Annotated in this window: 25 protein-coding genes; 15 read left to right on the forward strand and 10 right to left on the reverse strand. The window is 63.5% G+C overall.

The annotated features are described in order from the left end of the window. Window positions 1-495, forward strand: a 495-nt coding sequence (locus CXY73_RS03105) for a hypothetical protein (RefSeq protein WP_233198110.1), incomplete at its 5' end; no start/stop codon positions are given. 37 nt (window positions 496-532) lie between these two features. Further along, on the forward strand, window positions 533-970 hold the full coding sequence (locus CXY73_RS03110) for a hypothetical protein (protein ID WP_104134787.1): 438 nt from the start codon (window positions 533-535) through the stop codon (window positions 968-970). Here CXY73_RS03110 and CXY73_RS03115 read toward each other — a convergent pair. Beyond that, the gene (locus tag CXY73_RS03115; protein WP_104134786.1) at window positions 967-1,239 is read right to left on the reverse strand and encodes a DUF2277 domain-containing protein; all 273 of its coding nucleotides are present in this window, start codon (window positions 1,237-1,239) and stop codon (window positions 967-969) included. The two genes, CXY73_RS03110 and CXY73_RS03115, sit on opposite strands and share 4 nt — an antisense overlap. Before the next feature lie 457 nt (window positions 1,240-1,696). Beyond that, window positions 1,697-3,202: an aromatic amino acid ammonia-lyase gene (locus CXY73_RS03125; RefSeq protein ID WP_199185271.1), complete on the reverse strand. Its 1,506-nt coding sequence runs from the start codon at window positions 3,200-3,202 to the stop codon at window positions 1,697-1,699. Window positions 3,203-3,250: 48 nt separating this feature from the next. Here CXY73_RS03125 and CXY73_RS03130 point away from each other — a divergent pair, with 48 nt between their 5' ends. Genes CXY73_RS03130 through CXY73_RS03180 form a run of 11 tightly spaced genes read left to right on the forward strand, consistent with a single transcriptional unit; the run spans window position 3,251 to window position 17,516 of the window. Next, window positions 3,251-3,931, forward strand: coding sequence for an IclR family transcriptional regulator (locus CXY73_RS03130; RefSeq protein ID WP_104134785.1), 681 nt, complete (start codon window positions 3,251-3,253; stop codon window positions 3,929-3,931). Then, on the forward strand, window positions 3,928-5,034 hold the full coding sequence (locus tag CXY73_RS03135) for an ABC transporter ATP-binding protein (RefSeq protein WP_104176808.1): 1,107 nt from the start codon (window positions 3,928-3,930) through the stop codon (window positions 5,032-5,034). The genes CXY73_RS03130 and CXY73_RS03135 overlap by 4 nt, the downstream gene beginning before the upstream one ends. Further along, complete coding sequence (locus CXY73_RS03140) at window positions 5,031-5,681, forward strand: ABC transporter permease (protein ID WP_104134783.1); 651 nt, start codon at window positions 5,031-5,033, stop codon at window positions 5,679-5,681. The genes CXY73_RS03135 and CXY73_RS03140 overlap by 4 nt, the downstream gene beginning before the upstream one ends. Further along, window positions 5,678-6,415, forward strand: a complete 738-nt coding sequence (locus CXY73_RS03145) for an ABC transporter permease (RefSeq protein WP_104176809.1) — start codon at window positions 5,678-5,680, stop codon at window positions 6,413-6,415. Before CXY73_RS03140 ends, CXY73_RS03145 begins: the two co-directional genes overlap by 4 nt. Before the next feature lie 44 nt (window positions 6,416-6,459). Next, a complete protein-coding gene (locus CXY73_RS03150; RefSeq protein WP_104176810.1) occupies window positions 6,460-7,371 on the forward strand; it encodes an ABC transporter substrate-binding protein in 912 nt (303 codons plus the stop codon). Between the two features lie 38 nt (window positions 7,372-7,409). Beyond that, window positions 7,410-9,065, forward strand: a complete 1,656-nt coding sequence (gene hutU, locus CXY73_RS03155) for a urocanate hydratase (protein WP_104176811.1) — start codon at window positions 7,410-7,412, stop codon at window positions 9,063-9,065. Window positions 9,066-9,067: 2 nt separating this feature from the next. After that, window positions 9,068-10,273: an allantoate amidohydrolase gene (locus CXY73_RS03160; RefSeq protein WP_104176812.1), complete on the forward strand. Its 1,206-nt coding sequence runs from the start codon at window positions 9,068-9,070 to the stop codon at window positions 10,271-10,273. After that, window positions 10,270-11,589, forward strand: a complete 1,320-nt coding sequence (locus CXY73_RS03165; RefSeq protein ID WP_104176813.1) for a formimidoylglutamate deiminase — start codon at window positions 10,270-10,272, stop codon at window positions 11,587-11,589. The genes CXY73_RS03160 and CXY73_RS03165 overlap by 4 nt, the downstream gene beginning before the upstream one ends. Then, window positions 11,586-12,752 carry an imidazolonepropionase gene (hutI, locus tag CXY73_RS03170; RefSeq protein ID WP_104176814.1) on the forward strand — a complete coding sequence of 389 codons (1,167 nt, stop codon included), beginning with the start codon at window positions 11,586-11,588 and terminating at the stop codon, window positions 12,750-12,752. Before CXY73_RS03165 ends, hutI begins: the two co-directional genes overlap by 4 nt. A 38-nt stretch (window positions 12,753-12,790) precedes the next feature. Further along, window positions 12,791-14,830 (forward strand): S9 family peptidase, encoded by a 2,040-nt coding sequence (locus CXY73_RS03175; RefSeq protein ID WP_104176815.1) that lies wholly within the window; start codon window positions 12,791-12,793, stop codon window positions 14,828-14,830. A 4-nt stretch (window positions 14,831-14,834) separates the two neighbouring features. Then, window positions 14,835-17,516, forward strand: coding sequence for a DEAD/DEAH box helicase (locus tag CXY73_RS03180; protein WP_104176816.1), 2,682 nt, complete (start codon window positions 14,835-14,837; stop codon window positions 17,514-17,516). Window positions 17,517-17,684: 168 nt separating this feature from the next. On the opposite strand, the gene mgrA is transcribed toward CXY73_RS03180, so the two are convergent. From mgrA to CXY73_RS03200, 4 genes are all read right to left on the reverse strand, one after another. Continuing rightward, complete coding sequence (mgrA, locus tag CXY73_RS03185; protein WP_104134774.1) at window positions 17,685-18,710, reverse strand: L-glyceraldehyde 3-phosphate reductase; 1,026 nt, start codon at window positions 18,708-18,710, stop codon at window positions 17,685-17,687. Between the two features lie 83 nt (window positions 18,711-18,793). Then, window positions 18,794-19,024, reverse strand: a complete 231-nt coding sequence (locus tag CXY73_RS03190; protein WP_104134773.1) for a hypothetical protein — start codon at window positions 19,022-19,024, stop codon at window positions 18,794-18,796. A 108-nt stretch (window positions 19,025-19,132) separates the two neighbouring features. Beyond that, window positions 19,133-19,627, reverse strand: coding sequence for a Dps family protein (locus CXY73_RS03195; RefSeq protein WP_104176817.1), 495 nt, complete (start codon window positions 19,625-19,627; stop codon window positions 19,133-19,135). A gap of 141 nt (window positions 19,628-19,768) precedes the next feature. Next, window positions 19,769-20,053: a hypothetical protein gene (locus CXY73_RS03200; RefSeq protein WP_104176818.1), complete on the reverse strand. Its 285-nt coding sequence runs from the start codon at window positions 20,051-20,053 to the stop codon at window positions 19,769-19,771. A gap of 139 nt (window positions 20,054-20,192) precedes the next feature. Here CXY73_RS03200 and CXY73_RS03205 point away from each other — a divergent pair, with 139 nt between their 5' ends. After that, entirely contained in the window at window positions 20,193-20,750 is a 558-nt protein-coding gene (locus CXY73_RS03205; RefSeq protein WP_104176819.1) for an MOSC domain-containing protein, read from the forward strand. 125 nt (window positions 20,751-20,875) lie between these two features. Here CXY73_RS03205 and CXY73_RS03210 read toward each other — a convergent pair whose 3' ends face one another. Both CXY73_RS03210 and CXY73_RS03215 read right to left on the reverse strand, forming a co-directional pair. Continuing rightward, on the reverse strand, window positions 20,876-21,706 hold the full coding sequence (locus CXY73_RS03210) for a DarT ssDNA thymidine ADP-ribosyltransferase family protein (protein WP_146071604.1): 831 nt from the start codon (window positions 21,704-21,706) through the stop codon (window positions 20,876-20,878). Window positions 21,707-21,893: 187 nt separating this feature from the next. Continuing rightward, a complete protein-coding gene (locus CXY73_RS03215) occupies window positions 21,894-22,574 on the reverse strand; it encodes an HAD-IA family hydrolase (RefSeq protein ID WP_104176821.1) in 681 nt (226 codons plus the stop codon). 139 nt (window positions 22,575-22,713) lie between these two features. On the opposite strand from CXY73_RS03215, the gene CXY73_RS03220 reads away from it, so the two are divergent. Beyond that, the gene (locus CXY73_RS03220; protein WP_104176830.1) at window positions 22,714-23,457 is read left to right on the forward strand and encodes a sulfite exporter TauE/SafE family protein; all 744 of its coding nucleotides are present in this window, start codon (window positions 22,714-22,716) and stop codon (window positions 23,455-23,457) included. A 20-nt stretch (window positions 23,458-23,477) separates the two neighbouring features. On the opposite strand, the gene CXY73_RS03225 is transcribed toward CXY73_RS03220, so the two are convergent. Further along, on the reverse strand, window positions 23,478-24,239 hold the full coding sequence (locus CXY73_RS03225) for an endonuclease/exonuclease/phosphatase family protein (protein WP_233198111.1): 762 nt from the start codon (window positions 24,237-24,239) through the stop codon (window positions 23,478-23,480). Between the two features lie 116 nt (window positions 24,240-24,355). Continuing rightward, window positions 24,356-25,675 (reverse strand): short-chain fatty acid transporter, encoded by a 1,320-nt coding sequence (locus CXY73_RS03230; protein WP_104176822.1) that lies wholly within the window; start codon window positions 25,673-25,675, stop codon window positions 24,356-24,358. Window positions 25,676-25,789: the final 114 nt, after the last annotated feature.

Genomic DNA, 25,789 nt, shown 5'->3' on the forward strand with positions numbered 1-25,789 from the left:
CATGAGGGAGCGAACAGCCCTCACCAGCGCCTAACAACCCGCGAAGAGAGCCAGTGGCCCCCAGCCGCACCACCGCTGGCTATCTTCGGCACGAACGGTGGCTCTGAACCGCACGATCGGGTGGCTCTCACCGCATCAAATACTCAGGCCTACGGCTTTTTTGGCTTTATGGTCGCCATTGCCGCGCTGACCGGCGGCGTCCTTCTCATCGCCAGCTCCGATCGACACCTCGCAAAATCAGCGGGCTCGCGCACCGCTCTCGCGGCCCTCGGCGCGACCGGCGGCGTGCTGGTTTTGGGGATCGTTTTTGCCACGGTGCAATGGGCGATCGGAGCCAACGGCTGGGCGTATCTCCTGGTCATGTTCACCGTAGCGCTCGCCATCGCGGCAGGAATCGTGGCAGCGTTTCTGGTGTACCGGGCCGAGCGACGAAGCGAACGTACCCAGCCAGAGCGGGCGCGGCATCCGCTGCCCAGCGCCTGGGTCGACTTCTAGCCGGCCGGTGCGACCCGTCGCAACGTAGGGTGGGCACATGATAGTTCGGCGCTACTGGCGCATCGCGGTGTTCGCACCGATCGTGGGGTTTTTAATTGCGGCCTGCGTCGCCATCGTGATGACCGATGCCGGCAGCGGTGAAACCCAGTTTCGGTTCTGGTTTGTCATACGTTCCATGTCGAATTACGGCGTGATCGGCCTGATCATTGGGGCGGTCGCACTTCTTGGCGGTCTCTCGACCGTTGCGATAGTAGATCGACAGCTCACCAAATCGCGGCGCGTGCGCACAACTGCCGCCGCATTCGGTGCGATGGGCGGTGTCCTGCTGTTGGCGATCGTGTTGGCGATCGTCTTGACGATGCTGGACGACGGGCTATATGCGGGCATCACCATCGCCTTCGGTCTGGCCTTTGGCGCTGCAGCCAGTGTGGTGGCGGCCGTCATGGTGCTCTACGCGGATCGTCACAACCGCTAAGCGGCAGCAAACCGCTTCTGCGAGCGCGCTTTGGTCTTCTCGGCCTCGATCTCCCGGTTTTTCGGTGGCGCGCAGCTCACCAGATCTTCGAGCAGGTGCCGGGAGATGTGCGCGATCTCGTGCACGGCGAGCTCAAAGGCTTCTTCGTTGGCCTTAGACGGATGCGTCGACCCGCTGATCTTGCGCACGTACTGAAGCGCGGCCGCATACACCTCATCGTCCGTCGCGGCGGGTTCAAAGTTATGCAGGACGTGAATGTTTCGGCACATGTTTTCAGGGTAACCACAGTTCGCACACCCTTCAAGACCCGGGCGTAGGATGCCTCCACCCAGCTTCGACGGGAGGTGTCCCCTGCCCGCGCCCACCCCCGATTTGGTTGGCATAGCCGGACTGTTGCGCGCTGCCGGCTGCCTCCTCGCCGCGGAGGAGACCGGCGTGCTGATGTCCGTGCAGCAGTCGCCCGACCAGCTCAGTGCGATGATCGAGCGCCGTCTCAACGAGCCGCACGCTTCGGCCGATGGCGGTGACGATGGCCTCGACCTTCAGCGGCGCATCATTGCCACCGCGTCACACTGGCTCTCTCCGAGCGGATGCTTGCTGGTTGAAACCGGGCAGCGAAAGGCCCACAGACGACCGAGATCTTCGCCCGGCACGGTCTGCTCTCCCGCATCCTGCGGAGCGAGGAGTTGGATGCGATGGTGGTCGTGGGCGCGCTTCAGCGGAAATCTACCCGCTAAGGACCGCAATTTCCGGGAGTAGCCCCTGCGCCTGCTGCAGGTCATCGCGCAATGACCGGTCGTGAACGGCATCCGGCAATCGGAATGCCACTGTCGCCACGTGTGCCAGCAGATCGGTCGGCATTTCGGCAGAGCTGAGGCCACGTTGGCGCAGCAAGCGTGTTGTCTCCACGAGTTCGCACGCGAGCATCACTTGGAACGCCGCAACCGACTGCTCCAGTTGCAGTACCGCCCGAGGCGCGAATGTGGCGTCTTCCTCGGTACCGCGGGACAGGCTGACCGTATTGAGGGATGCTGGCTGAGCAGCCTGACGCATGTCGACGAGCGCTGAAGCGGCAATGTATTCCAGCATGAGCAGTCCCGACGCCCCGGCTGGGCCTTCGGCAAGAAACGCTCGTTTCCCCGTAACATCCGGCTCATTCATCATTCGGATCCGGGAGAGCGCGATCGGCCCCGTCTGCGCAAGAGCCAGGCTCAGCCCGTCCGTCGCGAGGGCAAGCGCAGACTGGTAGAAGCCCGCATGATGCACGACTCCGCCGTCTCCGTCGAAGACGAAGAGTGGATTTTCCTGCGCAACGTTCAGGAGTGACGCAACTTGTTCGCGCATCCGCGTGGCTGCGGACCAGACGCCCGAGAAATTAATCGGGAAGGCACGCAGCCCAAATGGATCCTGAATACGCCCAGGAGAACGAGGTACGCCAATCAAGTCGCGCAGCCGTGCCGCGACCTCCGACATCCCCGGTGTTACCGACGCGACCACGGCCGCATGGCTAAACGGAGAAGGGTTTGCATCGAGTGCCACAAAACTCAATGAATAGATCGCAAGCATCGAGTGCATGAGATCCTTGAGCTCATCCAAGATAAGACAGGCACGGCCAATTGTGAGGGCACTGCTGCTCATGAAGGGCAGAGCATTCTCACTTCCCCAAGGCGACATCGCTTCGAGGGAACGCGAGGCGGGCCGCTCTCCCATGAGAGTAAGAGCAGTTCCGGCCAATGCCGCAAGGTCTCCCGTGCCGATCGTTCCGGATTCAAGAACAGACGGTAAAGCATCGTCATTGAGCATGCGCGAGAGCCCATCGAGAACCTCGACGCGAATACCACTGCCCGGTACGCATAATTGTGCCAACCGTACCGCCAGCATGGCCCGCACGACTTTCGGTGGGATCGGTGCTCCTGCGTCGGTTGAATGACTTCGAAGTAGGCGCAACCCGTGTTCGCTGTCACCTGCAGAAACGACCACAAGTCGATTCGCTCCAACTCCAGTTGAACGCCCGTACGTCGGGACGCGGCGGCCGAGTAGTGCTGCGCGCTCTGCAGCGATTCGTATCGATTCGTAAACGTCCGGATCAACCTGCACAGAGGCCTTTGCCACAGCGATTGCCGTGATGTCGCGAATTGTCGTATGCCCCGCCATATGAATCAAATTGACCTCCACTGCTAGGTATTTCTGACTTTCCGCGCAAGTTCCAGAGATAAAATACTTGCTATTCAATGAAAAGTATATTTTACTGGTCGAAATTGTTCAATGAAATGAGACGAAATGCCTGAGCAATCGACGCGCACGGTGGAACGAGCGCTAAGCCTTCTCGCCACTATTTGCGATGATCGCGGCCTCAATCTGTCGGAGGCTTCCCGAGCTGTCGATTTGTCGCCGAGTACCGCACTTCGCCTACTGCGCACTCTCGAAGCAAGCGGTTTTGTACGCAAAGAACACGATGGAACATACTGGCCCGGCAGCAGGCTTATGCAATTGGGTGCCCAGTCGCTCAACAACGACTCTCTCGTGGAACTATGCCGTCCGATCATGGAGCACCTGGTCGCGCTGACCGGCGAGTCGGTTTACCTGGGCGTGAAAGGCCATCGCGCGACGGCGTTGTACATTGCCATCGTCGAGGGCACTCATTCAGTGCGTCACACCAGTTGGGTTGGCCGAGTGATTCCAATCGAATCTTCGGCATCGGGGCACGTCCTTCTGGGGCGCACCCCCTCCGACGGGTACGTTGTCGTCGACCAAGGAATCGAACCGGATGTCACGGCAATTGCCGCCCCGATCTACTCCGACGATCGAATCGTTGCTTCACTGAGCCTAGTTATTCCCAGTTATCGCATCACGCCTCGTGATCGAGCGCAATATGGTCGCGCCCTTGTCGCTGCGACGGCCGACGCTTCGGCTGGCCTCAGCAAACGAATTCTTCCCATGACAGAAGGCGAGCAACCATGATTTTCTTCGACGCCGTTTCTAAGATGTACCCCGACGGCACCGTTGCCGTCGACAATCTCAGCCTCAACGCACCGAACGGAAAACTGACGGTATTAGTGGGTCCGTCTGGCTGCGGCAAGACGACCTCGATGCGAATGATTAACCGACTCATCGCGCCGTCTTCGGGAACGATCAGCCTTGACGGCGTCGACACGCAATCGATGAATGCAGTCCAACTCCGGCGGAAAATCGGATATGTCATCCAAAACGCGGGCCTCTTTCCGCACCGCACCATTGTGGACAATGTTGCAGCCCTCCCCCGACTTCTGGGTGGCAGCCGCAAACAAACGCGCATGCATGCCATGGAATTGCTCGAACATGTCGGACTCGATTCGTCCTTCGCGAGCCGCTATCCCTGGCAGCTGTCGGGCGGTCAACAACAGCGCGTCGGTGTGGCACGGGCACTCGCCACCGATCCGCCCTACCTCCTCATGGATGAGCCCTTTAGCGCGGTGGATCCGATCGTTCGCGCTCAACTTCAGGACGAATTCTTACGTTTACAGGCCGACATCTCTAAGACAATCGTGCTGGTTACCCACGATGTCGATGAGGCCCTCAAATTGGGCGATCAGGTGGCTGTGCTGAGAACCGGTGGAACTCTTGCGCAGGTCGCCTCCCCCGCTGATCTGCTTGCCCATCCGACGGATGCATTCGTCGCCGACTTTGTCGGATCGGCTCGCGGTTATCGAGCGCTCGGCTTCGTGAACACGGATGACTCAATCCCCGTTACTCCGGAACAGACCGTCACTCTCGGGCAACACACATCCACTATCGGGCGCACCCCCAGCCGGTGGATCTTGGCCGTCAACGCCGTGAATCAGCCAGTTGGGTGGGTCGACGTTGAATTGATCGCCGGCGATATCATTTCCGCGAGCGACCTAAACCTCAGCGGTACAGTAACCTCCGCAGCTGGCAGTGTTCGTGACCTCTTGAACTCAGCGTTGGCAAGCCCGAGCAGCCGCGCCGTCATGATCGACTCTGCTGGCGCACTCCGCGGTACGGTCACCCTTCACGACATAGTCAGCGCCATCGGCCAGGCGAAGGAAGCGAGACCCAACTCATGACGGTCGATTGGATCTGGTCTAACCTACCCCGCATCACCGAGCTGACGCTCAACCACATTGGACTCACCGTAATCCCGACAATTCTCGGTCTGATTGTCGCCCTGCCATTGGGCTGGTGGGCTCACCGGTCTCGTCGCAGCTATCCTGCAATCGTGGGCGCCGCCAGCCTCCTGTACACCGTGCCATCACTGGCTCTTTTCGTGATCCTCCCCCAGATTTTGGGCACGCGGATTCTCGATCCGATCAACGTTGTCGTAGCTCTTACCGTCTACACGATCTCTCTACTCGTCCGAGTCGTCGCCGATGGCCTCAACTCCGTTCCACACGAAACAGTCCAAGCAGCGGATGCGATGGGCTACCGCGCTTGGCAGCGTTTGGTGCTCGTAGAACTTCCCAATGCGATTCCTGTTATTGCGGCGGGCCTGCGCATTGCCGTTGTATCCAACGTCAGTATCCTCACAATGGCGGCGCTCCTCGGCATCCCCCAACTTGGAACTCTCTTCACACAGGGTTTTCAGCTGCGGCTCTATGTTCCACTCGTCACCGGCATCCTCTTGTGTGTCGCGTTGGCGATTGCTTTCGATTCTCTAATTGTCTGGCTTGGTCGGCTGTTGACGCCCTGGCGGCAGAAGACCGTGACCGCATGAGCCTGCTCGAGTGGTTTCTCGACCCAGCGCACTGGTCGGGAGCTGATGGCATCCCGATGCAGATCGGTGTTCATCTTTTCTACTCTGCTGTCGCGCTGGCACTGTCTCTCCTCTTTGCCGTGCCGCTCGGAATCTATATCGGGTTCACGGGTAAAGGTGAGGGTATTGTTGCCGGCATCGCCAATGCGCTGCGTGCTCTTCCTACCCTCGGCCTCTTGGTCCTGCTCTTCCTCCTCCTCTCACCCGTGGTGCCGGGCCAATTGGTTTACGGAATCCCCACGGTTATCGTCCTGGTGCTCCTGGCGGTGCCACCAATTCTGACGGGTACCTATGCCGGCATCCAGGCGGCAGATACTGAAGCCGTGAATGCAGCCCGGGGCATGGGGTATAGCCAGGTACAGATCCTGTGGTTCGTGCAACTCCCGTGCGCTTTGCCGCTTCTCCTCTCGGGCGTTCGAAGTTCAACCCTACAGATCGTCTCGACGGCCACTGTCGCCGCGTATCTCGGCCTTCAAGGGCTCGGTCGATTCATTCTTGACGGGCGCGCGCAGGGTGACTTTAGCCAGATGGCGGCTGGCGCCATCTTGCTCGCAGCTCTGGCGCTCATTCTCGAACTCGCGTTCATTGCAGTTGGACGCCTCATCGTTTCCCCAGGACTTCAACGGACCACTCGCGCACCCCGCAAGATCGTCCCGACAACCGCGACAGCCGCGATCCGGCTCACCGCTTCGTGAAACCGCACCACCTCACCGTGTCAACTCAAATCAGGAGCACCACCATGAAGAAACTCATTGCGATTTCGGCATTAGCCGCGGCCAGCCTTTTAGCCCTGTCCGGCTGCTCTGGCGGAGACCCTCTGGCCAGCGCTGGTGCAGGGACCGGGTCGTCCGGTGACCAGGTAATCATTGGATCAGCCGACTTCACAGAAAGCCAGCTCATCGCAAGTATCTATTCCGAAGCCCTGCAGGCTGCGGGAGTTGACGTAAAGGAACAATTCAACATTGGTAGCCGTGAGGTGTACATGGAAGCGCTGCAGGATGGCTCAATCGACCTCATTCCTGAATACTCAGGCGCCCTCCTGAAATATCTTGATACCAGTTCAACAGCGAGCACAACCGACGACGTGTTGGCTGAATTGGCAACCCAGCTGCCCACCGGAACGTCCCTTCTCGACCACTCGTTGGCTGAAGATAAGGATGTACTCGCCGTGACCAGCGATACAGCAGCGAAATACGATCTCGAGAAGATTTCCGATCTCGCACCCGTTGCTGCCGAGCTATCTCTCGGCGGCCCTCCAGAATGGAAGACGCGTGTGAACGGCGTGATCGGTCTGGTCGACGTCTATGGGATCAATTTTCGAGAATTCGTGAGTCTCGATGCGGGCGGTCCTTTGACCATGACCGCACTCACGAGTGGACAGATTCAGGTCGGCGATATCTTCAGCACGGATCCGGGCGTAACCGACAACGATCTCGTCGTACTGGAAGATGACAAGTCCCTATTTGCCGCCGAGAATGTGGTCCCGGTAATTACGACTGCAAAGTTGGACAGCACCATCGCCGAGACATTAAATGCCGTTTCAGCCCAGCTCACCACGAAAGACCTCATCCGGATGAACAGCGAGGCCTCATCCGGCACCAATCTCGCCGAGATCGCCATAGCCTGGCTGACCGACGCTGATTTGATCTAGCCCAGCAGTATTTCATTCCCGAACAGAAGGACAAGAATATGCACGGATCACGCCCCGTTCGCGCCGCCCGCGGCACCGAGCTGACCGCAAAGAGCTGGCAGACCGAAGGGCCGCTGCGCATGCTCATGAACAACCTCGACCCCGAGGTCGCCGAGCGCCCCGATGACCTCGTCGTGTACGGCGGCACGGGCAAAGCCGCGCGCAACTGGGAGTGCTTCGACGCGATCGTGCGCACCCTCGAGACGCTGGAAAAGGACGAAACTCTGCTGGTGCAGTCGGGCAAGCCGGTCGGCGTATTTCGCACCCACGAGTGGGCACCTCGCGTGCTCATCGCCAACTCCAACCTCGTCGGCGACTGGGCTACCTGGCCCGAATTTCGCCGCCTCGAGCACCTCGGACTGACCATGTACGGGCAGATGACTGCCGGATCGTGGATCTACATCGGCACCCAGGGCATTCTGCAGGGCACCTATGAGACGTTTGGTGCCGTTGCCACTAAAAGATTCAACGGCACCCTGGCCGGCACGCTGACCCTCACCGGCGGGGCTGGCGGCATGGGCGGCGCGCAACCGCTCGCCGTCACCATGAACGACGGCGTTGTGCTGATCGTCGACGTCGACCCGGCAAGGCTGCAGCGCCGCGTCGACCACGGCTACCTCGACGAAATGACCGCCGACATCGACGCTGCCATCGCTCGGGTACTCGCGGCCAAGTCCGACCGCCGGGCCCTGTCGGTCGGCCTGGTCGGGAATGCGGCAACCGTGTTTGCCGAGTTACTCTCCCGCAAGGTGCCGATCGACATCGTCACCGACCAGACCAGCGCGCACGATCCGTTGTCCTACCTGCCCGAGGGTGTCACCATTGAGGAATGGCACAGCTACGCGGCCGAGAACCCCGAAGAGTTCACCGTGCGCGCCCGCGCCGCCATGGCCAAGCAAGTCAAAGCGATGGTCGAATTTCAGGATGCCGGCGCCGAGGTCTTTGACTACGGTAACTCCATTCGGGCCGAGGCTGAACTCGGCGGCTACGAACGAGCCTTCGCGTTTCCGGGCTTCGTGCCCGCCTACATTCGCCCGCTGTTCGCCGAGGGCAAGGGCCCGTTTCGCTGGGTGGCGCTCTCCGGGGATCCGGCGGACATTGCCGCCACCGACAAAGCCATTCTCGAGCTGTTTCCAAACGACGCCGGGCTGCATCGCTGGATCACCAAGGCCGAAGAGAAGGTGCAGTTCGAGGGCCTGCCGGCCCGCATCTGCTGGCTCGGGTATAAGGAACGCCACCTGGCCGGGCTCAAGTTCAACGACATGGTCGCCTCGGACGAGCTGCGTGCACCGATCGTGATCGGCCGCGACCACCTCGACTCCGGGTCGGTTGCCTCGCCCTACCGTGAGACCGAAGGCATGTTGGACGGCTCCGACGCGATCGCCGACTGGCCGCTGCTGAACGCGCTGCTCAACACCGCTTCCGGCGCAACCTGGGTTTCCATTCACCACGGCGGCGGCGTCGGAATCGGCCGTAGCATCCACGCCGGGCAGGTCATCGTCGCCGACGGCACCGCCCTGGCCGCGGAGAAGATCGAGCGTGTGCTGACCAACGACCCGGGCACCGGAGTCATGCGGCACGTCGATGCCGGCTACGAACGTGCCGAAGACGTGGCCCGCGTGCGCGGCCTGCGCGTACCTATGTGGGAGGACTAAGCGTGCCAGCACTTCAACTGCTCAGCGGCCTCACCGAAATCGCCGATGTCGGCCGCGACCGCCGGCGTGGCGGCTATTCGCGCCACCTCTGGCAGGCGGCCGACCTCGAACTGCGTTCCTGGTTCGTCGAGCGCGCCGAACGGCTCGGCCTGCAGGTCGAAACCGACCGCAACGGCAACCTCTGGGCCTGGTGGGGCCATCCGGGAACGGATGCGGTCGTTACCGGCAGCCACCTCGACTCCGTTCCCGGCGGCGGCGCCTATGACGGTCCGCTCGGCGTGATCTCCTCGCTCGAGGCCATCGGCCGGCTGCAGGCAAGCGGGTTTGTGCCGACCAGGCCATGCGCGGTGCTGATGTTCGCCGAAGAAGAGGGCTCACGTTTCGGCCTGGCCTGCCTCGGCTCGAGACTGCTCACCGGAGCGATCGACGCCGACCAGGCCCGCGCCCTCACCGACCACGATGGTGTGACGCTGGCCGAGGCCGCGCGCAAGTTCGGTCTCAACCCGGCCCAACTCGGCGCCGACCCCGACGCTCTGGCCCGCATCGGACTGTTCATCGAGCTGCACGTCGAGCAGGGTCGCGGCCTCATCGACCTCGGCCAGCCGGTGGCCGTAGCATCATCGATTCTCGCCCACGGCCGCTGGCGCCTGACCGTCACCGGTCAGGGCAATCACGCCGGCGCGACCGCTATGGCGCAGCGCCGCGACCCGATGGTCGCCACCGCACAGGCGATCGTGGGCGTGCAGTCCGCTGCCCGTTCATTCCCGGGGACCCGGGCGACGATCGGCCGCATCGAGGCGATCCCCGGCGGTACCAACGTCATCGCCAGTTCGGTGCACGCCTGGCTGGACGCCCGCGCCGAGACCGACGAAGAAACCCGCCTGCTCGTGGCTGACATTGAAGCTCGTGCCCAGCAGGCCGCCGATCAGAACGGATGCTCCGCCACCCTCGCCGAGGAATCCTGGGCCGGCGCCGTGCAGTTCACCCCGGGGCTGCGCGAGCGGTTCGCGCAGACACTCGGCCAGGTACCGCAGCTGTCGACCGGTGCCGGCCACGACGCTGGCGTGCTCGCCGCCCACGTTCCGAGCGCGATGCTGTTCGTGCGCAACCCGACCGGAATCTCCCACGCGCCGGAGGAATTTGCCGAGGCCGCGGACTGCGTGGCCGGCATCGACGCGCTCGAGTTAGTACTGAGGGATCTGCTGTGACCGCGTTCTGGTGCGAAACCCTGCTGATCGACGGGATTGCCGTGGCGGGGGTGCGGCTGGAGGCCGACAACGACGGGCGCATCTCGCGGGTTCAGGTTCAAGCGGCGGAGGCTGCGGACATCCGTTTGGGAACGGTGTTGCCGGGTTTTGGTAATGCGCACTCGCACGCGTTTCACCGGGCCCTGCGCGGCCAGACCCACGCCGAGGGCGGCGATTTCTGGCTCTGGCGCGAGCGGATGTATCGGGTCGCAGCGCAGCTCGACCCCTCGAAGTATCAGGCGCTGGCGACGGCGGTGTTCGCCGAGATGCTCGTGAGCGGCTACACCGCGGTCGGTGAGTTTCACTACGTGCATCACCACACGAACGGCGAACCGTATGAGACGGAGCATGCCATGGAACTGGCGCTCGCGGCGGCGGCGCGGGCCGTCGGCATCCGATTGGTGCTGCTCGACACGATCTATCTGCAGGGCGGCATCGGGCGGGAGCTGGCACCCGAACAGCTGGCATTCGGCGACTCTGACGCCGCGGGCTGGCTGGCTCGGTGGGGGTCGCTGCGTGCCAAGCTCGAAGGCGACGACCTCGTGACCCTCGGCGCCGCCCTGCACTCGGTGCGCGCCGTCACACCCGACGCGATGCGCGAAGTGCAGGGCGGGCTGCCGGCCGACGTTCCGCTGCACGTGCACCTGTCAGAGCAGCCGCAAGAGAACACGGATTGCCTCGCGGCGTATGGCCTGACGCCGACCGGTGTGCTCGATTCCCTCGGTGCCCTGGCACCGCGGCTGAGCGTGGTGCACGCGACGCATCTAAGCAACGCGGACCGCACGCTGCTCGGCAACGCCGGAGTGACCGTCGTGATGTGCCCGACCACCGAGGCCGATCTCGGCGACGGAATCGGTCCGGCGTTCGCACTGGCCAAGGAGGGCTGCCCGATTGCCCTCGGCTCCGATCAGAACGCCGTGATCGACCCGTTTTTGGAGATGCGCGGTCTGGAAATGGGCGAGCGGCTGGCCTCGCAGCAACGCGGACGCTTCGCCCCGACCGCTTTGCTCACCGCGGCCACGAGCACCGGCTATGCCTCGCTCGGGCTCGGCCGCCACAGGATGCGCGAGGGCGACCACTGCGATCTGGTTGAGATCAGCAGCACCGGCATGCGTACAGTCGGGACGTTTGTCGAACAGCTGCCACTGACCGCGACCGCTTCCGACGTGCTGCGCGTCATCGTCGGCGGTCGCGTCGTGGCCGAGGGCGGTCGACTGGTTGGCGGCTCGGAGCCGGCCGCGCTGATGGCCGACGCGCTCGGAAGGCTGGGCGAATGACCGGCACCGAGCTCATCACCGGCATCGGCGAGCTGAGCACGCATGATGAGTCCGGCGAGCGCCGGCACGACGCGGCTCTCGTCATCGGCGACGGCCGCATTCTCTGGATCGGTGCGGCCGCTCAGGCCCCCGCTGCCGATCTTCGAACGGATGTCGGCGGCCGCGCCGTTCTGCCCGGCTGGGTCGACACGCACACCCATCTCGTATTCGGCGGCGACCGTTCGGCGGAATTCGAAGCCCGGATGGATGGCCAGGCCTATGCCGCCGGCGGCATTAACACGACCGTAGCCGCGACCCGCGCGGCGACCGAGCAGCAGCTCGTGGCCACAGCGCTGGGCCTGCGCCACGAAGCCGAAACGCAGGGCACCACCTTTCTTGAGACCAAAACCGGGTATGGGCTCGATGTGGAAAGCGAAGCGCGTTCGGCGCGAGCTGCCGCCCGTGTCGCCGATGTCGTGACCTATCTCGGCGCCCACATTGTGCCCGCCGGGCTGGACCGTCGCGACTACCTCGACCTCGTCACCGGGCCGATGCTCGCCGCGGTGCTTCCCTACGTGCAGTTCATCGACGCATTCTGCGAGCAGGGTGCGTTCGACGTGGAAGAAACGCGGGAGGTGTTGCTGGCCGGCCGTGCCGCCGGTCTTGGGTTGCGCGTGCACGGCAACCAGCTCGGCTTCAGTGGCGGCGTACGCCTGGCCGCGGAGCTCGGCGCACACAGCGTCGATCATTGTAACTATCTGGAGCCGGCCGACATCGACGCCCTGGCCGCCTCGACCACGGTGGCCACCCTGCTGCCTGCCTGCGATCTGTCGACCCGGCAGCCCTTTGCGCCGGCCCGTCAGCTGCTCGACGCCGGTGTGACCATCGCTCTGGCGACCAATTGCAATCCGGGCACCTCGTACACCACGTCGATGCCGTTCTGCGTGGCGACCGCCGTGCTACAAATGGGCCTGACCGTGCGGGAGGCCGTCTGGGCGGCCACTCGCGGTGCGGCCCGATCGCTCGGCCGCGATCAGGGAACGGATGCCGTCGGCTCGCTGCAAATAGGTGGCCTGGCCGACCTGCAGGTTCTAAACGCCCCATCGATTGCGCACCTGGCCTACCGCCCCGGGGTCCCGCTCACCGCTACCGTCTGGAGACGAGGCGTACGCACGGGATCCTGATTGAGACGCGAAGTAGGGAGTGCGAACTACGCTGGGGGATGACCTCTGGCCCGATCACCCCTCCCCTGGCAACCAAGAAGCCGCAGCGCCGCGAGCACCACAACGATGTCTACATCGACGACTACGAGTGGTTACGCGACAAAGCCAGCCCCGAGGTCATCGCCCACCTCGAGACCGAGAACAGCTACACCGAGGCCCGCACAGCCACCCAGGAACCACTCCGGCAGCAGATTTTCACCGAAATCAAGAATCGCACCCAGGAGACCGACCTGAGCGTTCCGGTGCGTCGCGGCGCCTTCTGGTACTACACCCGCACGGTCGAGGGCCAGGAATACGGCATCCACTGTCGCGCGCCGATCAGCGGCCCGAACGACTGGGCGCCGCCCGTGCTCGGCAGCTTCGACCTGAGCGAAGACGGCACCCAGCTGCTCTACGCCGTCGACGTCGAGGGCGACGAACGCTACACGATTCGCGTGCGCACCATCGCGACCGGCGAAAACCTGCCAGACACGATCGAGAACACGAGCGCCGGCGCTCTGTTCGACCCGAGCGGACGCTTCGTCTTTTACACCACCGTCGACGACGCCTGGCGTCCAGACACCGTCTGGCGACACGAAATCGGCGCAGGTCGAGACGCCGACGAGAGAATCTTTCACGAGCCCGACGAACGATTCTGGGTGGGCGTCGGCATCACCCGCAGCCGCAAATTCCTCATGATCGAGGCCGGCTCGAGCGTCACGACCGAATCCTGGGTGCTTGACGCGAGCAACCCCACCGGCGACTTCACCGTGGTCTGGCCGCGGCAGGACAACACGGAGTACGACGTCGAGCACGCCGTTATCGACGGTGAAGACCGCTTGCTGATCGTGCATAACGGCGGCATGGCCGTTAATTTCGAGCTGGTCAGCGTCGCAGCCGAGGACCCGCAAGGCGAGAAGCGGATGCTGCTGCCGCACGACCCGCAGATCCGCTTGGAAAGCGTCGATGCCTTCGCCGATTTTCTCGTCGTGGAGTACCGCCGCGACGGCCTCACCCGGCTAGCCATCGACCGGCACGATGCCAGCGGACTGACCGAGCTGGACTTCGACGAGCCGTTGTTCGCCGTCGGCTCGGCCGGCAACCCGGAGTGGATCCAGCCGACCATTCGGTTCGGTTTTACGAGCTTCGTCACTCCGTCAACGGTCTACGACCTCGTCGTCGCGACCGGTGAACGACGCCTGCTCAAGCAGCAGCCGGTGCTCGGTGGCTACGACCCGTCACTTTACGAGCAGCGCCGCGAGTGGGCGACCGCCGAGGACGGCACGCGGGTGCCGATCTCGCTGGTCTACCGCCGCGACCTCGTCACGCCCGGCAGCGCGGCGCCGACCCTGCTCTACGGTTACGGCTCCTACGAGCACAGCGTCGACCCCGGCTTCGGAATCGCCCGCCTCAGCCTGCTCGACCGCGGCATGATCTTCGCCATCGCGCACGTGCGCGGCGGCGGCGAACTCGGCCGCACCTGGTACGAAACCGGCAAGACGACAACCAAGCGCAACACCTTCACCGATTTCGTCAGCTGCGCCCGGCACCTCATCGACGTGGGCTTATCCACCCCCGACCAATTGGTCGCCGAGGGCGGCAGCGCCGGCGGACTGCTCATGGGCGCCGTCGCGAACCTCGCGCCCGAGCTGTTCGCCGGCATCCTCGCCGAAGTTCCCTTCGTCGACGCCCTCACCTCGATTCTCGATCCCTCGCTGCCACTCACCGTCATCGAATGGGACGAATGGGGCGACCCCCTGCACAACGCCGAGGTCTACGCCTACATGAAGTCGTACTCCCCCGTCGAGAACGTGCGAGCCGTTGCCTACCCAGCGATTTTGGCCGTGACCAGCCTGAACGATACCCGGGTGCTCTATGTTGAGCCGGCCAAATGGGTGGCCAAGTTACGCGAAGTGGGAGCGGATGCCCTGCTCAAGACCGAAATGTCGGCCGGCCACGGCGGGGTCTCCGGTCGGTACAGCGCCTGGCACGAACGCGCGTTCAACTACGCCTGGGTGCTCGACACCGCCGGCCTGAACCTGTCAGAGAGCGACAGCTAGGAAAATGCCGAACGGGCCAGATCTGACCCCGGCCTGGAAACGGCTGGTGCTGCCGCCGGAGCAGCCGGCATCCGCTCTGCCGCGCATCGGTAATTTTGGGCAGCCGAGACCGCTGGCCACGGGACCGAAAGTACCGATGGGGCTGCAGTTCGAGCTGCGCGAGCAGACTCCACGCAGCAACGACCGTTGGCGGGGGCCGACCGCTAAACCGGTGAAGGCGCTCGTGGCCGGACACGGCGACTATCGGCTCGGCGTTCGGCCGGTCATCCATAATGCACAGGGCAACTGGGTGCGCAGCAACGTCACCTGGAGCCACCTCACCTTTCAGCTCAACCGGTTCAACCTCGACCCCGAACACCATCGCTGGATCTCCCAGTTCGCCGCTTTGTACAAGGCCGTGCGTGAGGTCTACACGAGCCAGGAAACCGACTGGATCTACCTCGACAACTTCACCAGTCCGCTGCTCTGGCCACTGCTGCGCGAGGCCGAACAGCTCGGCATCGGCTTCGTCGGCAGTAAGAAGGACGTCATCGTGCGCATCGGTTCGCTCGCCGAGATCAGCCTCGACGCCTCCCAAACGGATGCAGCCGGCCCACTGCTGCTGCAGGCCCGCCTGCACATTGACGGCGTGAGCCACCCCCTTGAGGCCGCCGGAGTCATCGCGGGTCACGGCATCTATAGCGCGCGCTTCGGCAACCCGACCGTGTTCGCGCTCGCGCCGATGGCTGGCCCGCTGAGCGGCGAGCAGCGCCACCTGATCACGCAGCTCGATTCGGTAACCGTTCCCCTGGCCGACACGGCCGAGTTTCTCGGCACCGTCTACCCGGTTCTGCAGCGCACGGTCGCCGTCACCAGCACAGATTTGTCGGTGCGGTTTCCCGAGGTGCTCCCCGACAACTTTGAGCGCACCGAAGCGCCCCACCTCGTCATCACCACCGTGGAAACCGACCAGCGCGACTGGTTCGACCTCGGTGTCATCGTCACAGTCGGCGCGATCACGGTGCCGTTCGGGCCGCTGTTCAAGGCCCTCGCGAAGGGCCAGACCCGCCTGAAACTGGTCGATAACAGCTATCTTTCGCTGCAACGCCCAGAGTTCGAGCAGCTGCACGAACTCATCAACGAGGCCCGTGCGCTGCAGGAATGGGAGACCGGACTGCGCATCAGCCGCTATCAGGCCAGCCTGTGGAGCGATTTCGAAGACCTCGCCGACGAGACCGTGCCCGCCGTGTCGTGGAGAGCCGCCGCTGCCGGCCTCAAGGACCTGGCCGGGATCGACCCGGTCGCGCTGCCGGACGGCGTGCACGCGACCCTCCGACGGTATCAACGAGAGGGGTTCACCTGGCTCGCGTTTCTGTGGAAGCACCAACTCGGCGGGGTGCTCGCCGATGACATGGGGCTCGGCAAGACGCTGCAGACCCTCGCGCTGCTGGTGCACGCGCGCACCAAGGTGCCGTTTCTGGTGGTTGCACCAACATCCGTTGTGACGAACTGGCTGAACGAAGCCACCCACTTCACGCCCGGGTTGCGGATCCGCACGCTGACGGCGACCGAGGCCAAAAGCCGCACCCTGATAGCGGATGCCGCCGTCGATGTAGACGTGCTCGTCACCTCCTACGCGCTGTTTCGCCTGGACTTCGACGCGTATCAGGCGGTCTCTTGGGCCGGCCTCATCCTCGACGAAGCCCAGTTCGTGAAGAACCGCACCAGCCGCGCCTACGCCTGTGCGAAGGAGCTGAACACGCCGTTCAAACTGGCGATCACGGGCACTCCGCTGGAAAACAACCTGATGGACCTGTGGTCACTGTTCAGCATCGTCTCTCCGGGTCTGTTCGCGTCCGCGCGCAAATTCACCGAGGACTACGTGCGGCCGGTGACGATTAGATCTGACCCGGAGCGACTCGCGAAACTGCGCCGACGCATCCGCCCACTGATTTTGCGCCGCACCAAGGAAGTCGTGGCTCGCGATTTGCCGCCGAAACAGGAGCAGGAGCAACAGATTGCACTGAACCCGGCGCACCAGAAGCTTTACGACACGTTTCTGCAGCGGGAACGGCAGAAGCTCTACGGTTTGATCGAGGAGCTCGACAAGAACCGGTTCATCATTTTTCGCTCGCTCACCCTGTTGCGGCTGCTGAGCCTCGACGCCTCCCTCGTCGACAAGAAGTATGCCGGTGTGCGCTCGAGCAAGCTCGATGCCCTGTTCGAACGGCTCGACGATGTCATTGCCGAGGGACACAAGGCCCTGATTTTCAGCCAGTTCACGTCGTTTCTGAAGCTCGCCGCTGCCCGTCTCGATGCGCAGGGTGTTCCGTATTGCTATCTTGACGGGTCGACCCTGCGGCGCAGCGAGGTGATCGACCGGTTCAAGAGCGGTGCGGTTCCGGTTTTTCTCATCAGTCTCAAGGCGGGCGGATTCGGCCTCAACCTCACCGAAGCCGACTATGTTTTTCTGCTCGACCCGTGGTGGAATCCGGCTACGGAGGCGCAGGCCGTCGACCGCACCCACCGCATCGGCCAGACCCGCAACGTGATGGTCTACCGGCTGGTCGCCACCGGCACCATCGAGGAGAAGGTCATGGCGCTCAAAGCGCAGAAGGCCCAATTATTCACTGCGGTGCTCGACGACGATGCCATGTTCAGCACGACACTCACCGCCGACGACATTCGCGGCTTGCTGGAGCCCTGACAGCTGCCCTTATTGAGCGCGTCACCGACGTTTCCGGTGGCTAATTCAGGAAATCGGCCGCAGAGCCAGCCAGCCCGACCCGCAATTGCGGGCCCGGGCTGGCGTGATCGCCCGGCTTTCCTGAATTGGCCACGTGGCCAGCCTAGAACAGAGCCGAGACAGGCTGGGCTAGACGTTGCTGGAAGGCGCCCACAGGTTGATGCCGTTGTCGACGGCGTGCACGTCGATGGCGGTGAGTTCCTCGGCGCTGAACTCGAGGTTTTGCAAGGCTCCTACGTTCGCCTCGAGCTGAGCTACCGACGATGCCCCAATAAGAGCGCTGGTCACTTCGGAGTTGCGCAGGATCCAGGCCAGGGCCATCTGGGCGAGCGACTGACCGCGTTCGGAGGCGATCTCGGTCAATGCTCGGATGTGGACGAGTGCCTCGGTGCTCACCATAGACTTTTTCGCCGAGCCGTCGCGCGCGACGCGCGAGTCCGCCGGGATACCCCCGAGATAACGGTCGGTGAGCAGACCCTGGGCCAGCGGCGAGAACGCAATGCAGCCAGCTCCGATGTCCTCGAGGGTGTCGAGCAGGTCGCCCTCGACCCACCGGTTGAACATCGAGTACGAGGGCTGGTGAATCAACAGCGGTGTGCCAAGGTCGGCCAGAATCGCCGCGGCCTCACGGGTGCGCTGCGGCGAGTACGAGGAGATGCCGGCATACAGGGCGCGGCCACTGGTGACGGCCGTGTGCAGCGCTCCCATCGTCTCTTCGAGCGGGGTGTCGGGGTCGGCGCGGTGAGAGTAGAAGATGTCGACGTAGTCGACTCCCATGCGGCCGAGCGATTGGTCGAGGCTCGACAGCAGGTACTTGCGGGAGCCGAAATTGCCGTAGGGGCCCGGCCACATGTCGTAACCTGCCTTGGTAGAGAGCACGACCTCGTCGCGGTGCGCGGCGAAATCCTCGCGGAACAGCTGGCCGAAGTTCGTTTCGGCCGAGCCGTACGGGGGGCCGTAGTTGTTGGCGAGGTCGAAATGGGTGATGCCCAGGTCGAAAGCCCGGCGCAGAATAGCCCGCTGCGTTGCGAGCGGCTTGTCATCGCCGAAGTTCTGCCACAACCCCAAGGAGATCGCGGGAAGTTTGAGGCCGCTGCGTCCGACGCGGCGGTAAGGCATGGACTCATATCGAGAGTCATTAGGAATGTAAGTCATTCGATTATTCTTCCACTCCGAGGCCACGCTAAACGCGTGTACGAACCATAGTCGGGGCATCCGCTCGCGTGCAGCCGGCGAAGTCACTGCGCCGCTTGGGCAGCGGTCCCCGCGGCGAATACGCCCCAGGTGTGGCCGGACTGGGCGCCCTGGCCGGCTTGGGTGAGAATCGCCCGCGCGTCGAGGTGCGCCTCGGCTACCCGCGCCGCAGTGAGGTCGGCCGCCGCGAGAGTGGCGTAGCGAACAGGGCAGCCGTTTCGCCCTTCCCCGGTCGGGGAATGGATGCGAGACTGCTCGCGAATGCAATCGCCCACTGCGCGTCACCGTTGATCTCCAGGGCAGCAGCACTGAGCTCAACCAGACGGATATGCGATTCATGCCTCATGACTGCCCCTCGATCCACGCGGAACTAACCGAGTGCGCTATGTTTTGGACGCCCGCGAGGCGGATTTCAGTGCTGCACGCTTGCGCGGTTTACGGTTCTCCGCACTGACCATCCAGGAATACTGCTCGAGCTTTCCAATGAAGGCGTGCAGAATATCGGCGCTCGTGGGGTCTTCCTCATCGACTTCATCGTGCACTTTGCGCATGTTTTCGACGGTGGCGTCAAGCCGTTCGGTGATGAGCGCCACCGTCTCGGCCGTGTCGACTTCGCCATCGGGAAACTTGGGCAGATGGGTGTTTTTGGTGACCGTCTCGCTGCGGCCATCGGGCATGGCGTCGAGGGCACGCATCCGCTCGGCTACTTCGTCGGAGAATTCGCGGGCATCGAGAATGATCTCGTCGAGTTGCAGGTGCAGGTCGCGAAAGTTCTTGCCGACGACGCTCCAGTGCGCTTGTTTGCCCTGAACGTGCAACTCAATCAGGTCGACCAGTACGGACTGCAGGTTGTTACTGAGTGTTTCTGAGGCTTTCATGGTGTCCTTTCAATTGGGGAAATTTGCCTCGAGACCATATCACCGGAGGTGATTCCGGTTCAGAATGCCACCACCTCTGTCGGGGCCGCAGGCCCGAATTGTGGCCCCCGGTTTTCGGGCGTTCCGTCGGCCGCCTGTCCGTCAGTCTCGCGGTGGGCGCGGTTTGCTGTACTTTTTATGTGCGGTCTGAGGAGCGGTACCGAGAATGCGCGCGATGTCGGCCCAGGAGCATCCGCCGTCGCGCATCGCGTTGACCGCCGCGGTTACCCGGAGATTGACCTCTACCCGATCTCGTACCGCGCGTTCCAGTTCGTGTTCGAGGGCTCGATAGGGACGTGCAATATGCGGGGCGGTATCATCTGCGCGCGGAAAAACGGGTGCGGATTCGTCGGGCTGATCGTTCTTATCGGGTGCAACGCTGGTCATTGAGAAACCTTTCCATTGATGCAATGTAGGCCTCGGGCGGTGCCGCGTCAACGGGGTTACACAGACACGGTGACGCATCCGGTTAAAGGGCTGCTGGCACGCCTTCGAACGTGCGTGCGCCTGTGACAGAATCGTCTGCATGACAGACGACAGGCGCCCCGGCACGATCATTTCGGTCAGCCGCGACGACAAGCACCGTTTCAGCAAACCGGCAGTGGGCAGCATCCGTTTGCTGGCCGGAATCGGAGTCGAGGGCGACTCCCACGCCGGAGCCACCGTGCAGCACCGCTACGCAAAGAAGCGCAACCCCTCGGCACCGAACCTGTGTCAGGTGCACTTCTTAGCCGCCGAACTGTTCGACGAGCTCGTGCCGACCGGGTATACCGTGGCGCCGGGCGAGCTCGGCGAGAACGTGACCACCGCCGGAATCGACCTGATGACGCTGCCACTTGGCACCCGACTTTACCTCGGTGCCCTGGCCGTAGTCTCGATCACCGGCATGCGTAGCCCGTGCTCGCTCATCAACGGCTACCAACGAGGCTTGATGAAGCAGCTCATTAAAACGGATGCCGCTGGCACAGTGCATCGCCGCGGCGGCATCATGGGCGTTGTTGTCACCGGCGGGGTCGTCAACCCGGGCGACGGCATTCGGGTGGAACTGCCCGCCGGCGAATACCTCCCCCTTGGGGTCGTCTAGTGGCTACCGCATCATTATCGCGGCCGGTTCCACGCCCGCATCTGCCCCGGCCCACCTTCGGGAACGGGGCCCATGACAGATCATGCGCCCCGTTTCCGGCCCCGAGCCCGGGCAGGTAGGAAGGGCTACTGGGGGTCGGCGGAGCTGTGGAACCACGGCGGGTAGACCGCGACCTTGGGCTTGAACGCGCTCGACTTCAAGATACCCCGAACCGTCTCGCGCACGTTGTCGTTGCAGACTCCGATGAGCGTTACCAGCTCCATCGGGACAGCGTCGGGCACGAGCAGCTCGGCTTCGAGAATCATTGCGCCATCGGCTTCGGCGCGAAGCGTTTGCAGCATGCGCTCGGCCGTGGCCGCTGTGGCACCGAACCGGGTGAGCGATCCGGCCGCATCACCGTTGGTGACGGCGACCAGGCTGGGAACGAGGGGGGTCTCGTCGTCGGTGGTGGAAGCATCCGTCATAGTCGTCGCGACGAGCCCGTCGTTGATCTTCTTCACGGTGCTCACGAGCATGACGAAGTCGAAGGCCTCGGAGCCGTGGGCGTCGAGGGCGAGGCGCGAGTCGGCAGCGTCGGCACGAATACTCTCCCACACGGTCGCATTCGGTGACAGGAAGAACGGCACATACTCGGCAACACTACGTTCGGTGCCAGCGACGAGGGCGTCGCGACGCGATTCGCGCGTGGCCGGCGCCGAGATGTCCACGGCGGGTCGGGTGGTAAGAGCAGCGCTGGCGAACAGGCATCCGTCGCGCAGAATGGCGGCGAGGTTGCTGATGTGGGTGAGGTGGTACACGCGCTGTTCGTCGACGTTGTCGGTCGAGTTCTTCTCGGCGCGCACCGGGCGGGGCGCGCCAGCCACGCGAACCGGGCGAGCCACGCGGGCGGGCGGCATGGCTGCAGTGGGCAGTGGGTCGCGCAGGGACGACAGCTTGGGGGCTCGGGTCTTCTTCACCGGCACCAGGGGCTCAGTAATGACTTTGGGATAACACAGAGCGCACAATTTGCCCTCAAGTCCGTGGATGCATTCGTCGTCCAAGTGCCAAAACCTTTCTCGTCGCGGCTCGCGCCACCCGGAAAAGCCGAACGTGCATACCGACTATTAACGTTACGTTCATTTGGGTCCGGGCGGTGACCGTTCTTCAGCTTTTCGGTGACTCCACGTGAACGATCAGACCGTCAGGTGTGACCTCAATGCGCAACGAGTCGAGCCCGAGCACGACCAGATCGGCGTCGAGCTCTGCGGCTGGGTAGGTTCCCGCGACGGCGATCGTGGTGCAGCCGGCGGCGCGACCGGCCTGCAAGCCGGCGGGTGCGTCCTCGATCACCAGGCAGCGGCTCGGGTCGACGCCAAGCCGCGCGGCCCCCTTCAAAAACGGGTCGGGCTGGGGCTTGCCGTTCGGAGTGTCATCGATGGTCACGATCACTGCAGGCGCCGGAAAAGCGGATGCTGCCAGCCTTGCTGTGGCCAGCGGCCGGGCGCAGGACGTGACGATCGCACGCCGCGCTTCGGGCAGGCTCGACATGAGCGCGGCAGCGCCGGGCAGCACGGTGATATCGTTCGTGTCGGCCGTTTCGAGCGCAAGGACGCGGGCCAAGGCTTCGTCAACCCGGTCGGCCGGTACGAGTTCTTCGATGATGTCGCGCGCCGGGCGGCCGTGGGCTGTGTCGTCCTTCGCCACGCCCCACTCCTGCGCCCAGGTCGCCCAGGAGCGGTCGACTGCCGGCGTGGAGTCGATGAGGGTGCCGTCCATATCGAACAGCACTGCATCAAAGGTGCGCCCCTGCAGAACGTTCTCGGTGGGCAAACTCGCGTGGGGCATCCACTGTCCTTTTCTCGATCCGATCGGGTGCCTGCCGTGCGGCGGCCCCGCATTAACGGTAGCCCACGCGTTCGCGACGTCGCTCGGTGCTGTCGGGCCGGTATCGTTGGATGCAACAACCGAGCTGGGAGACCGTACCGTGTGGACGACCGTTCTGGTGATTGCGGCCGTGCTGATCGGCTCCAGCATGCAGCGCATCACCGGCATGGGGTTTGCTCTGGTAGCTGCGCCCTTTCTGGTACTGCTGCTGGGGCCAATTGACGGTGTCATCGTGGTCAACGTTTGCGGGGCACTCACCGCCGGCGTGATCCTGACGCGCGTGTTTCGACACGTGGACTGGCGCCGCTACGGAATTCTGGCGGTTTGCGCCGTGATCGGCATCGTGCCGGGCTCGTACGTTTTGCAGTTCGTTCCGCTGGCCTGGCTTGAGATCTCGATCGGTGTACTGGTCGCCGCCGGGCTGACCGTATCGGTGAATCTCGGCCGGGTTGTCGTGCGGGATCGGCTGAGTTTTCGCGTGATAGCCGGCATGACGAGCGGGGTCATGAACACGACGGCCGGCGTCGGGGGCCCGGCGGTGAGCATCTACGCGATCGCCACAGGCTGGCCGCAGGGGTCCTTCGCCGCCACGATGCAGCCGTATTTTCTCACCATCGGGCTGGCATCGCTGTCGTCTAAATTTGCCCTCGGATCCGCTGGCGTGCCGCAGTTGCCCGTACTGGTCTGGATTCTGATCGGGTGCGCCTGCCTCGTCGGGCTCACCGTCGGCGACCTGCTGTCACGGGTAATCGAGCCGCACGTTGCGCGGCGCCTGCTCGTGATCGTGGCGTACCTTGGGTCGTTTGCGACGATCGTTCGCGGCGTGCTGGAGCTGCTCGCCTGACCGCGCGAAATGCTGCGGGGTTAGATCGTGAAGTCGGCGCCCTCGACCATCACAGACTCACCGGTAGCGGGATCGGCCAGGTGATGCGCGGCATCAGTTTGCATCGGTTGTTCGTCGGGGTAAGTGGCTGTCACCAGAATGGGCATGTGATCTGAGGTGCCCTGCGGAAGGGTCTCCACGTTGGTGATCGCCAGACCCATTGAGGTCGCGAGGTCGAAGTGTCCGCGAAAGAACTTGTACCGGGTGTAGGTGCGGGTGTCGCTGAGAGTCAGGTCGTAACCAGACTGGTTGACCTTGTTGCCGAGCTTGCCCTGAAAGATCGGGTAGTTGTAGTCGCCGACCATGAGGCTCGGCAGACCGGGGCCGAGCAGGCTGAGCTCTTCGTGAGCGCTGCGAATCTGGTTGCGGCGCAGGGAGTTGAGCGCGGTCAGGGGGGCTGCGTGAAAGGATGCGACGACCAGCTCACGCTGGGCGACATTGTCGATCAGGCGGGTGGCGATCAAACGCTCGTGTGCCGGCGCTGCCAGATGATCGTGCAGGGATTTTTTCAGCGCGAAGGCCTGGGTCTTGATCGCCGTATAGCGGTCCCGGTTGTAGTAGATGGCCAGCCCCAGCCGGTTGCGTCGAGTCGCGTCGGCCAGGTGCAGAGTACCGACCTCGGTCGGCAGGTCGGTGGTGTTGCATTCCTGCAGGCAAAGAATATTAGGACTGTAACGCTCGGACAGCGCGACGAGTTCGCCGCTGGCACGATTCTTGCGGAGGTTGTAACTAATGACCCTCATGGCACCCGTCTCAGACTTGATGGCTTTGAGACCAGCCTACGACTCTCGTCGGAGTTGAAAATGAACTTCCATCGTAAATTGAAAGACGCGCAGGCGGCGTCCAGTCTGCGCCTGCGTTAGCCGGCACCGACGATGAACATCGTCGCGATGAAGACCAGGCCGGCCGCCAGAAAGGTGATCGTGGTATAGCCGAGAATGTCGCGCATCTTCAGCCCGGCGATTGCCAGCAGCGGCAGCGCCCAGAACGGCTGGATCATGTTGGTCCACTGGTCGCCGTAGGAGACGGCCATGATGGCGACCGAGGGGTCAACGCCGAGCCGTTCAGCCGCATCGAGCATGATCGGGCCCTGCACGGCGAACTGGCCCCCGCCGGAGGGCACGAAGAAGTTCACCAGTCCGGCCGCGAGCAGCGCCATAGCGCCGAAGGTTGCCGGGGTCGACACGTTCACGAAGAAGTCGGAGAAGACGCCGATCAGCCCGGAACCGACCATCATGCCCAAAATACCGGCGTAGAGCGGAAACTGCAGCAGGATATCGCCGACGTTGGAGGCGGCGTCTTTGGTAAGCCGAATCAGCTCGAACGGGTTGCGCACCAGCAGGAAGATGAGCGCGAGGAATGTCCAGTTGACGATGTCGAGCGTGAGGGTTCCGCCCTCGACGAAGTGAACGACCAGGTAGGCGACGAGTGCGAGCCCCACGATCAGGGTCAGGATGCGGCTGGCATCGAGGCGGTCAGCGGGCGTCACAACCGGTTCCTCAGCGACCTGCTTGTCGCGGGCATCGACTTCAAGCACGAAGATCGGAGCGTTGCGTCGCGGGGCGACGAGCGCCAGCGCCAGCGCCACCACCACGATGGTGGCGACGGCCGCCAAAATATTCCAAACAGAGAATGTGGTGTCGCTGAGCGAAATGGTGCGACCCAGTTGCTCGGCCAGGAAGGAGCCCTCGGTGGCGGCGGTGAGCGGTCCCGACCCGGAATATCCCATGTGCCAGATCACAAAGCCGGAGTAGCCGGCGGCAACCAGGAGCGGAAAGTGCACCAGAACGCCCTTGGCGCGCAGCTGAAAAGCCACCTCCTTGGCCAGCAGCCCACCGACCACGAGGCCGAGGCCCCAGGTGATCAGGCACGCCACCGCGGCGACGGTGAACACGAAAATGTAGGCCTGAAGTGCTGTGCGTGGCACCGCACCCAGACAAACCAGCAGCCGGTGTACCAGGGTCGTGTTGGCCAGAATGTGACCGAGCAGCAGCACGAGGGCCATCTGTGTCATGAAGGCGAGCAGCCCAGCAAGACCATCACCCCAACTCCGCACGACATCGATCGGGCCGGAATCGGTGAGCACCAGGGCCAGAATGGCCACGATCACGGTCAGCACGATCACGAACACGAGCGCGCTCGGAATGAATCGTTCGACGAGCGTGTTTATCGGGCGCATGAAAGCGGCGGCTGGGCCACTGGCGCGCTTTTCGGTGGCAGTTGACACGATGGTTCCCCCCTGAATTGCTACAACATTGCGGCTCAGGGCGTCTGCACTGACGTACTAAACATA

Origin of the sequence: Cryobacterium sp. Y50, from assembly GCF_002929805.1 — a bacterium.
In the GTDB taxonomy this organism is placed as follows: Bacteria; Actinomycetota; Actinomycetes; order Actinomycetales; family Microbacteriaceae; genus Cryobacterium.

Excerpts from the sequence above, each read along its gene's own strand:
- CXY73_RS03135 (WP_104176808.1), top strand. The coding sequence starts at position 3,928 with ATGATTTTCTTCGACGCCGTTTCTAAGATGTACCCCGACGGCACCGTT.
- mgrA (WP_104134774.1), bottom strand. The coding sequence starts at position 18,710 with ATGACTTACATTCCTAATGACTCTCGATATGAGTCCATGCCTTACCGC.
- CXY73_RS03175 (WP_104176815.1), top strand. The coding sequence starts at position 12,791 with ATGACCTCTGGCCCGATCACCCCTCCCCTGGCAACCAAGAAGCCGCAG.
- CXY73_RS03115 (WP_104134786.1), bottom strand. The coding sequence starts at position 1,239 with ATGTGCCGAAACATTCACGTCCTGCATAACTTTGAACCCGCCGCGACG.
- CXY73_RS03230 (WP_104176822.1), bottom strand. The coding sequence starts at position 25,675 with ATGCGCCCGATAAACACGCTCGTCGAACGATTCATTCCGAGCGCGCTC.
- CXY73_RS03215 (WP_104176821.1), bottom strand. The coding sequence starts at position 22,574 with ATGCCCCACGCGAGTTTGCCCACCGAGAACGTTCTGCAGGGGCGCACC.
- CXY73_RS03110 (WP_104134787.1), top strand. The coding sequence starts at position 533 with ATGATAGTTCGGCGCTACTGGCGCATCGCGGTGTTCGCACCGATCGTG.
- CXY73_RS03150 (WP_104176810.1), top strand. The coding sequence starts at position 6,460 with ATGAAGAAACTCATTGCGATTTCGGCATTAGCCGCGGCCAGCCTTTTA.
- CXY73_RS03225 (WP_233198111.1), bottom strand. The coding sequence starts at position 24,239 with ATGAGGGTCATTAGTTACAACCTCCGCAAGAATCGTGCCAGCGGCGAA.
- CXY73_RS03180 (WP_104176816.1), top strand. The coding sequence starts at position 14,835 with ATGCCGAACGGGCCAGATCTGACCCCGGCCTGGAAACGGCTGGTGCTG.
- hutU (WP_104176811.1), top strand. The coding sequence starts at position 7,410 with ATGCACGGATCACGCCCCGTTCGCGCCGCCCGCGGCACCGAGCTGACC.
- CXY73_RS03200 (WP_104176818.1), bottom strand. The coding sequence starts at position 20,053 with ATGACCAGCGTTGCACCCGATAAGAACGATCAGCCCGACGAATCCGCA.
- CXY73_RS03195 (WP_104176817.1), bottom strand. The coding sequence starts at position 19,627 with ATGAAAGCCTCAGAAACACTCAGTAACAACCTGCAGTCCGTACTGGTC.
- CXY73_RS03140 (WP_104134783.1), top strand. The coding sequence starts at position 5,031 with ATGACGGTCGATTGGATCTGGTCTAACCTACCCCGCATCACCGAGCTG.
- hutI (WP_104176814.1), top strand. The coding sequence starts at position 11,586 with ATGACCGGCACCGAGCTCATCACCGGCATCGGCGAGCTGAGCACGCAT.
- CXY73_RS03145 (WP_104176809.1), top strand. The coding sequence starts at position 5,678 with ATGAGCCTGCTCGAGTGGTTTCTCGACCCAGCGCACTGGTCGGGAGCT.
- CXY73_RS03130 (WP_104134785.1), top strand. The coding sequence starts at position 3,251 with ATGCCTGAGCAATCGACGCGCACGGTGGAACGAGCGCTAAGCCTTCTC.
- CXY73_RS03205 (WP_104176819.1), top strand. The coding sequence starts at position 20,193 with ATGACAGACGACAGGCGCCCCGGCACGATCATTTCGGTCAGCCGCGAC.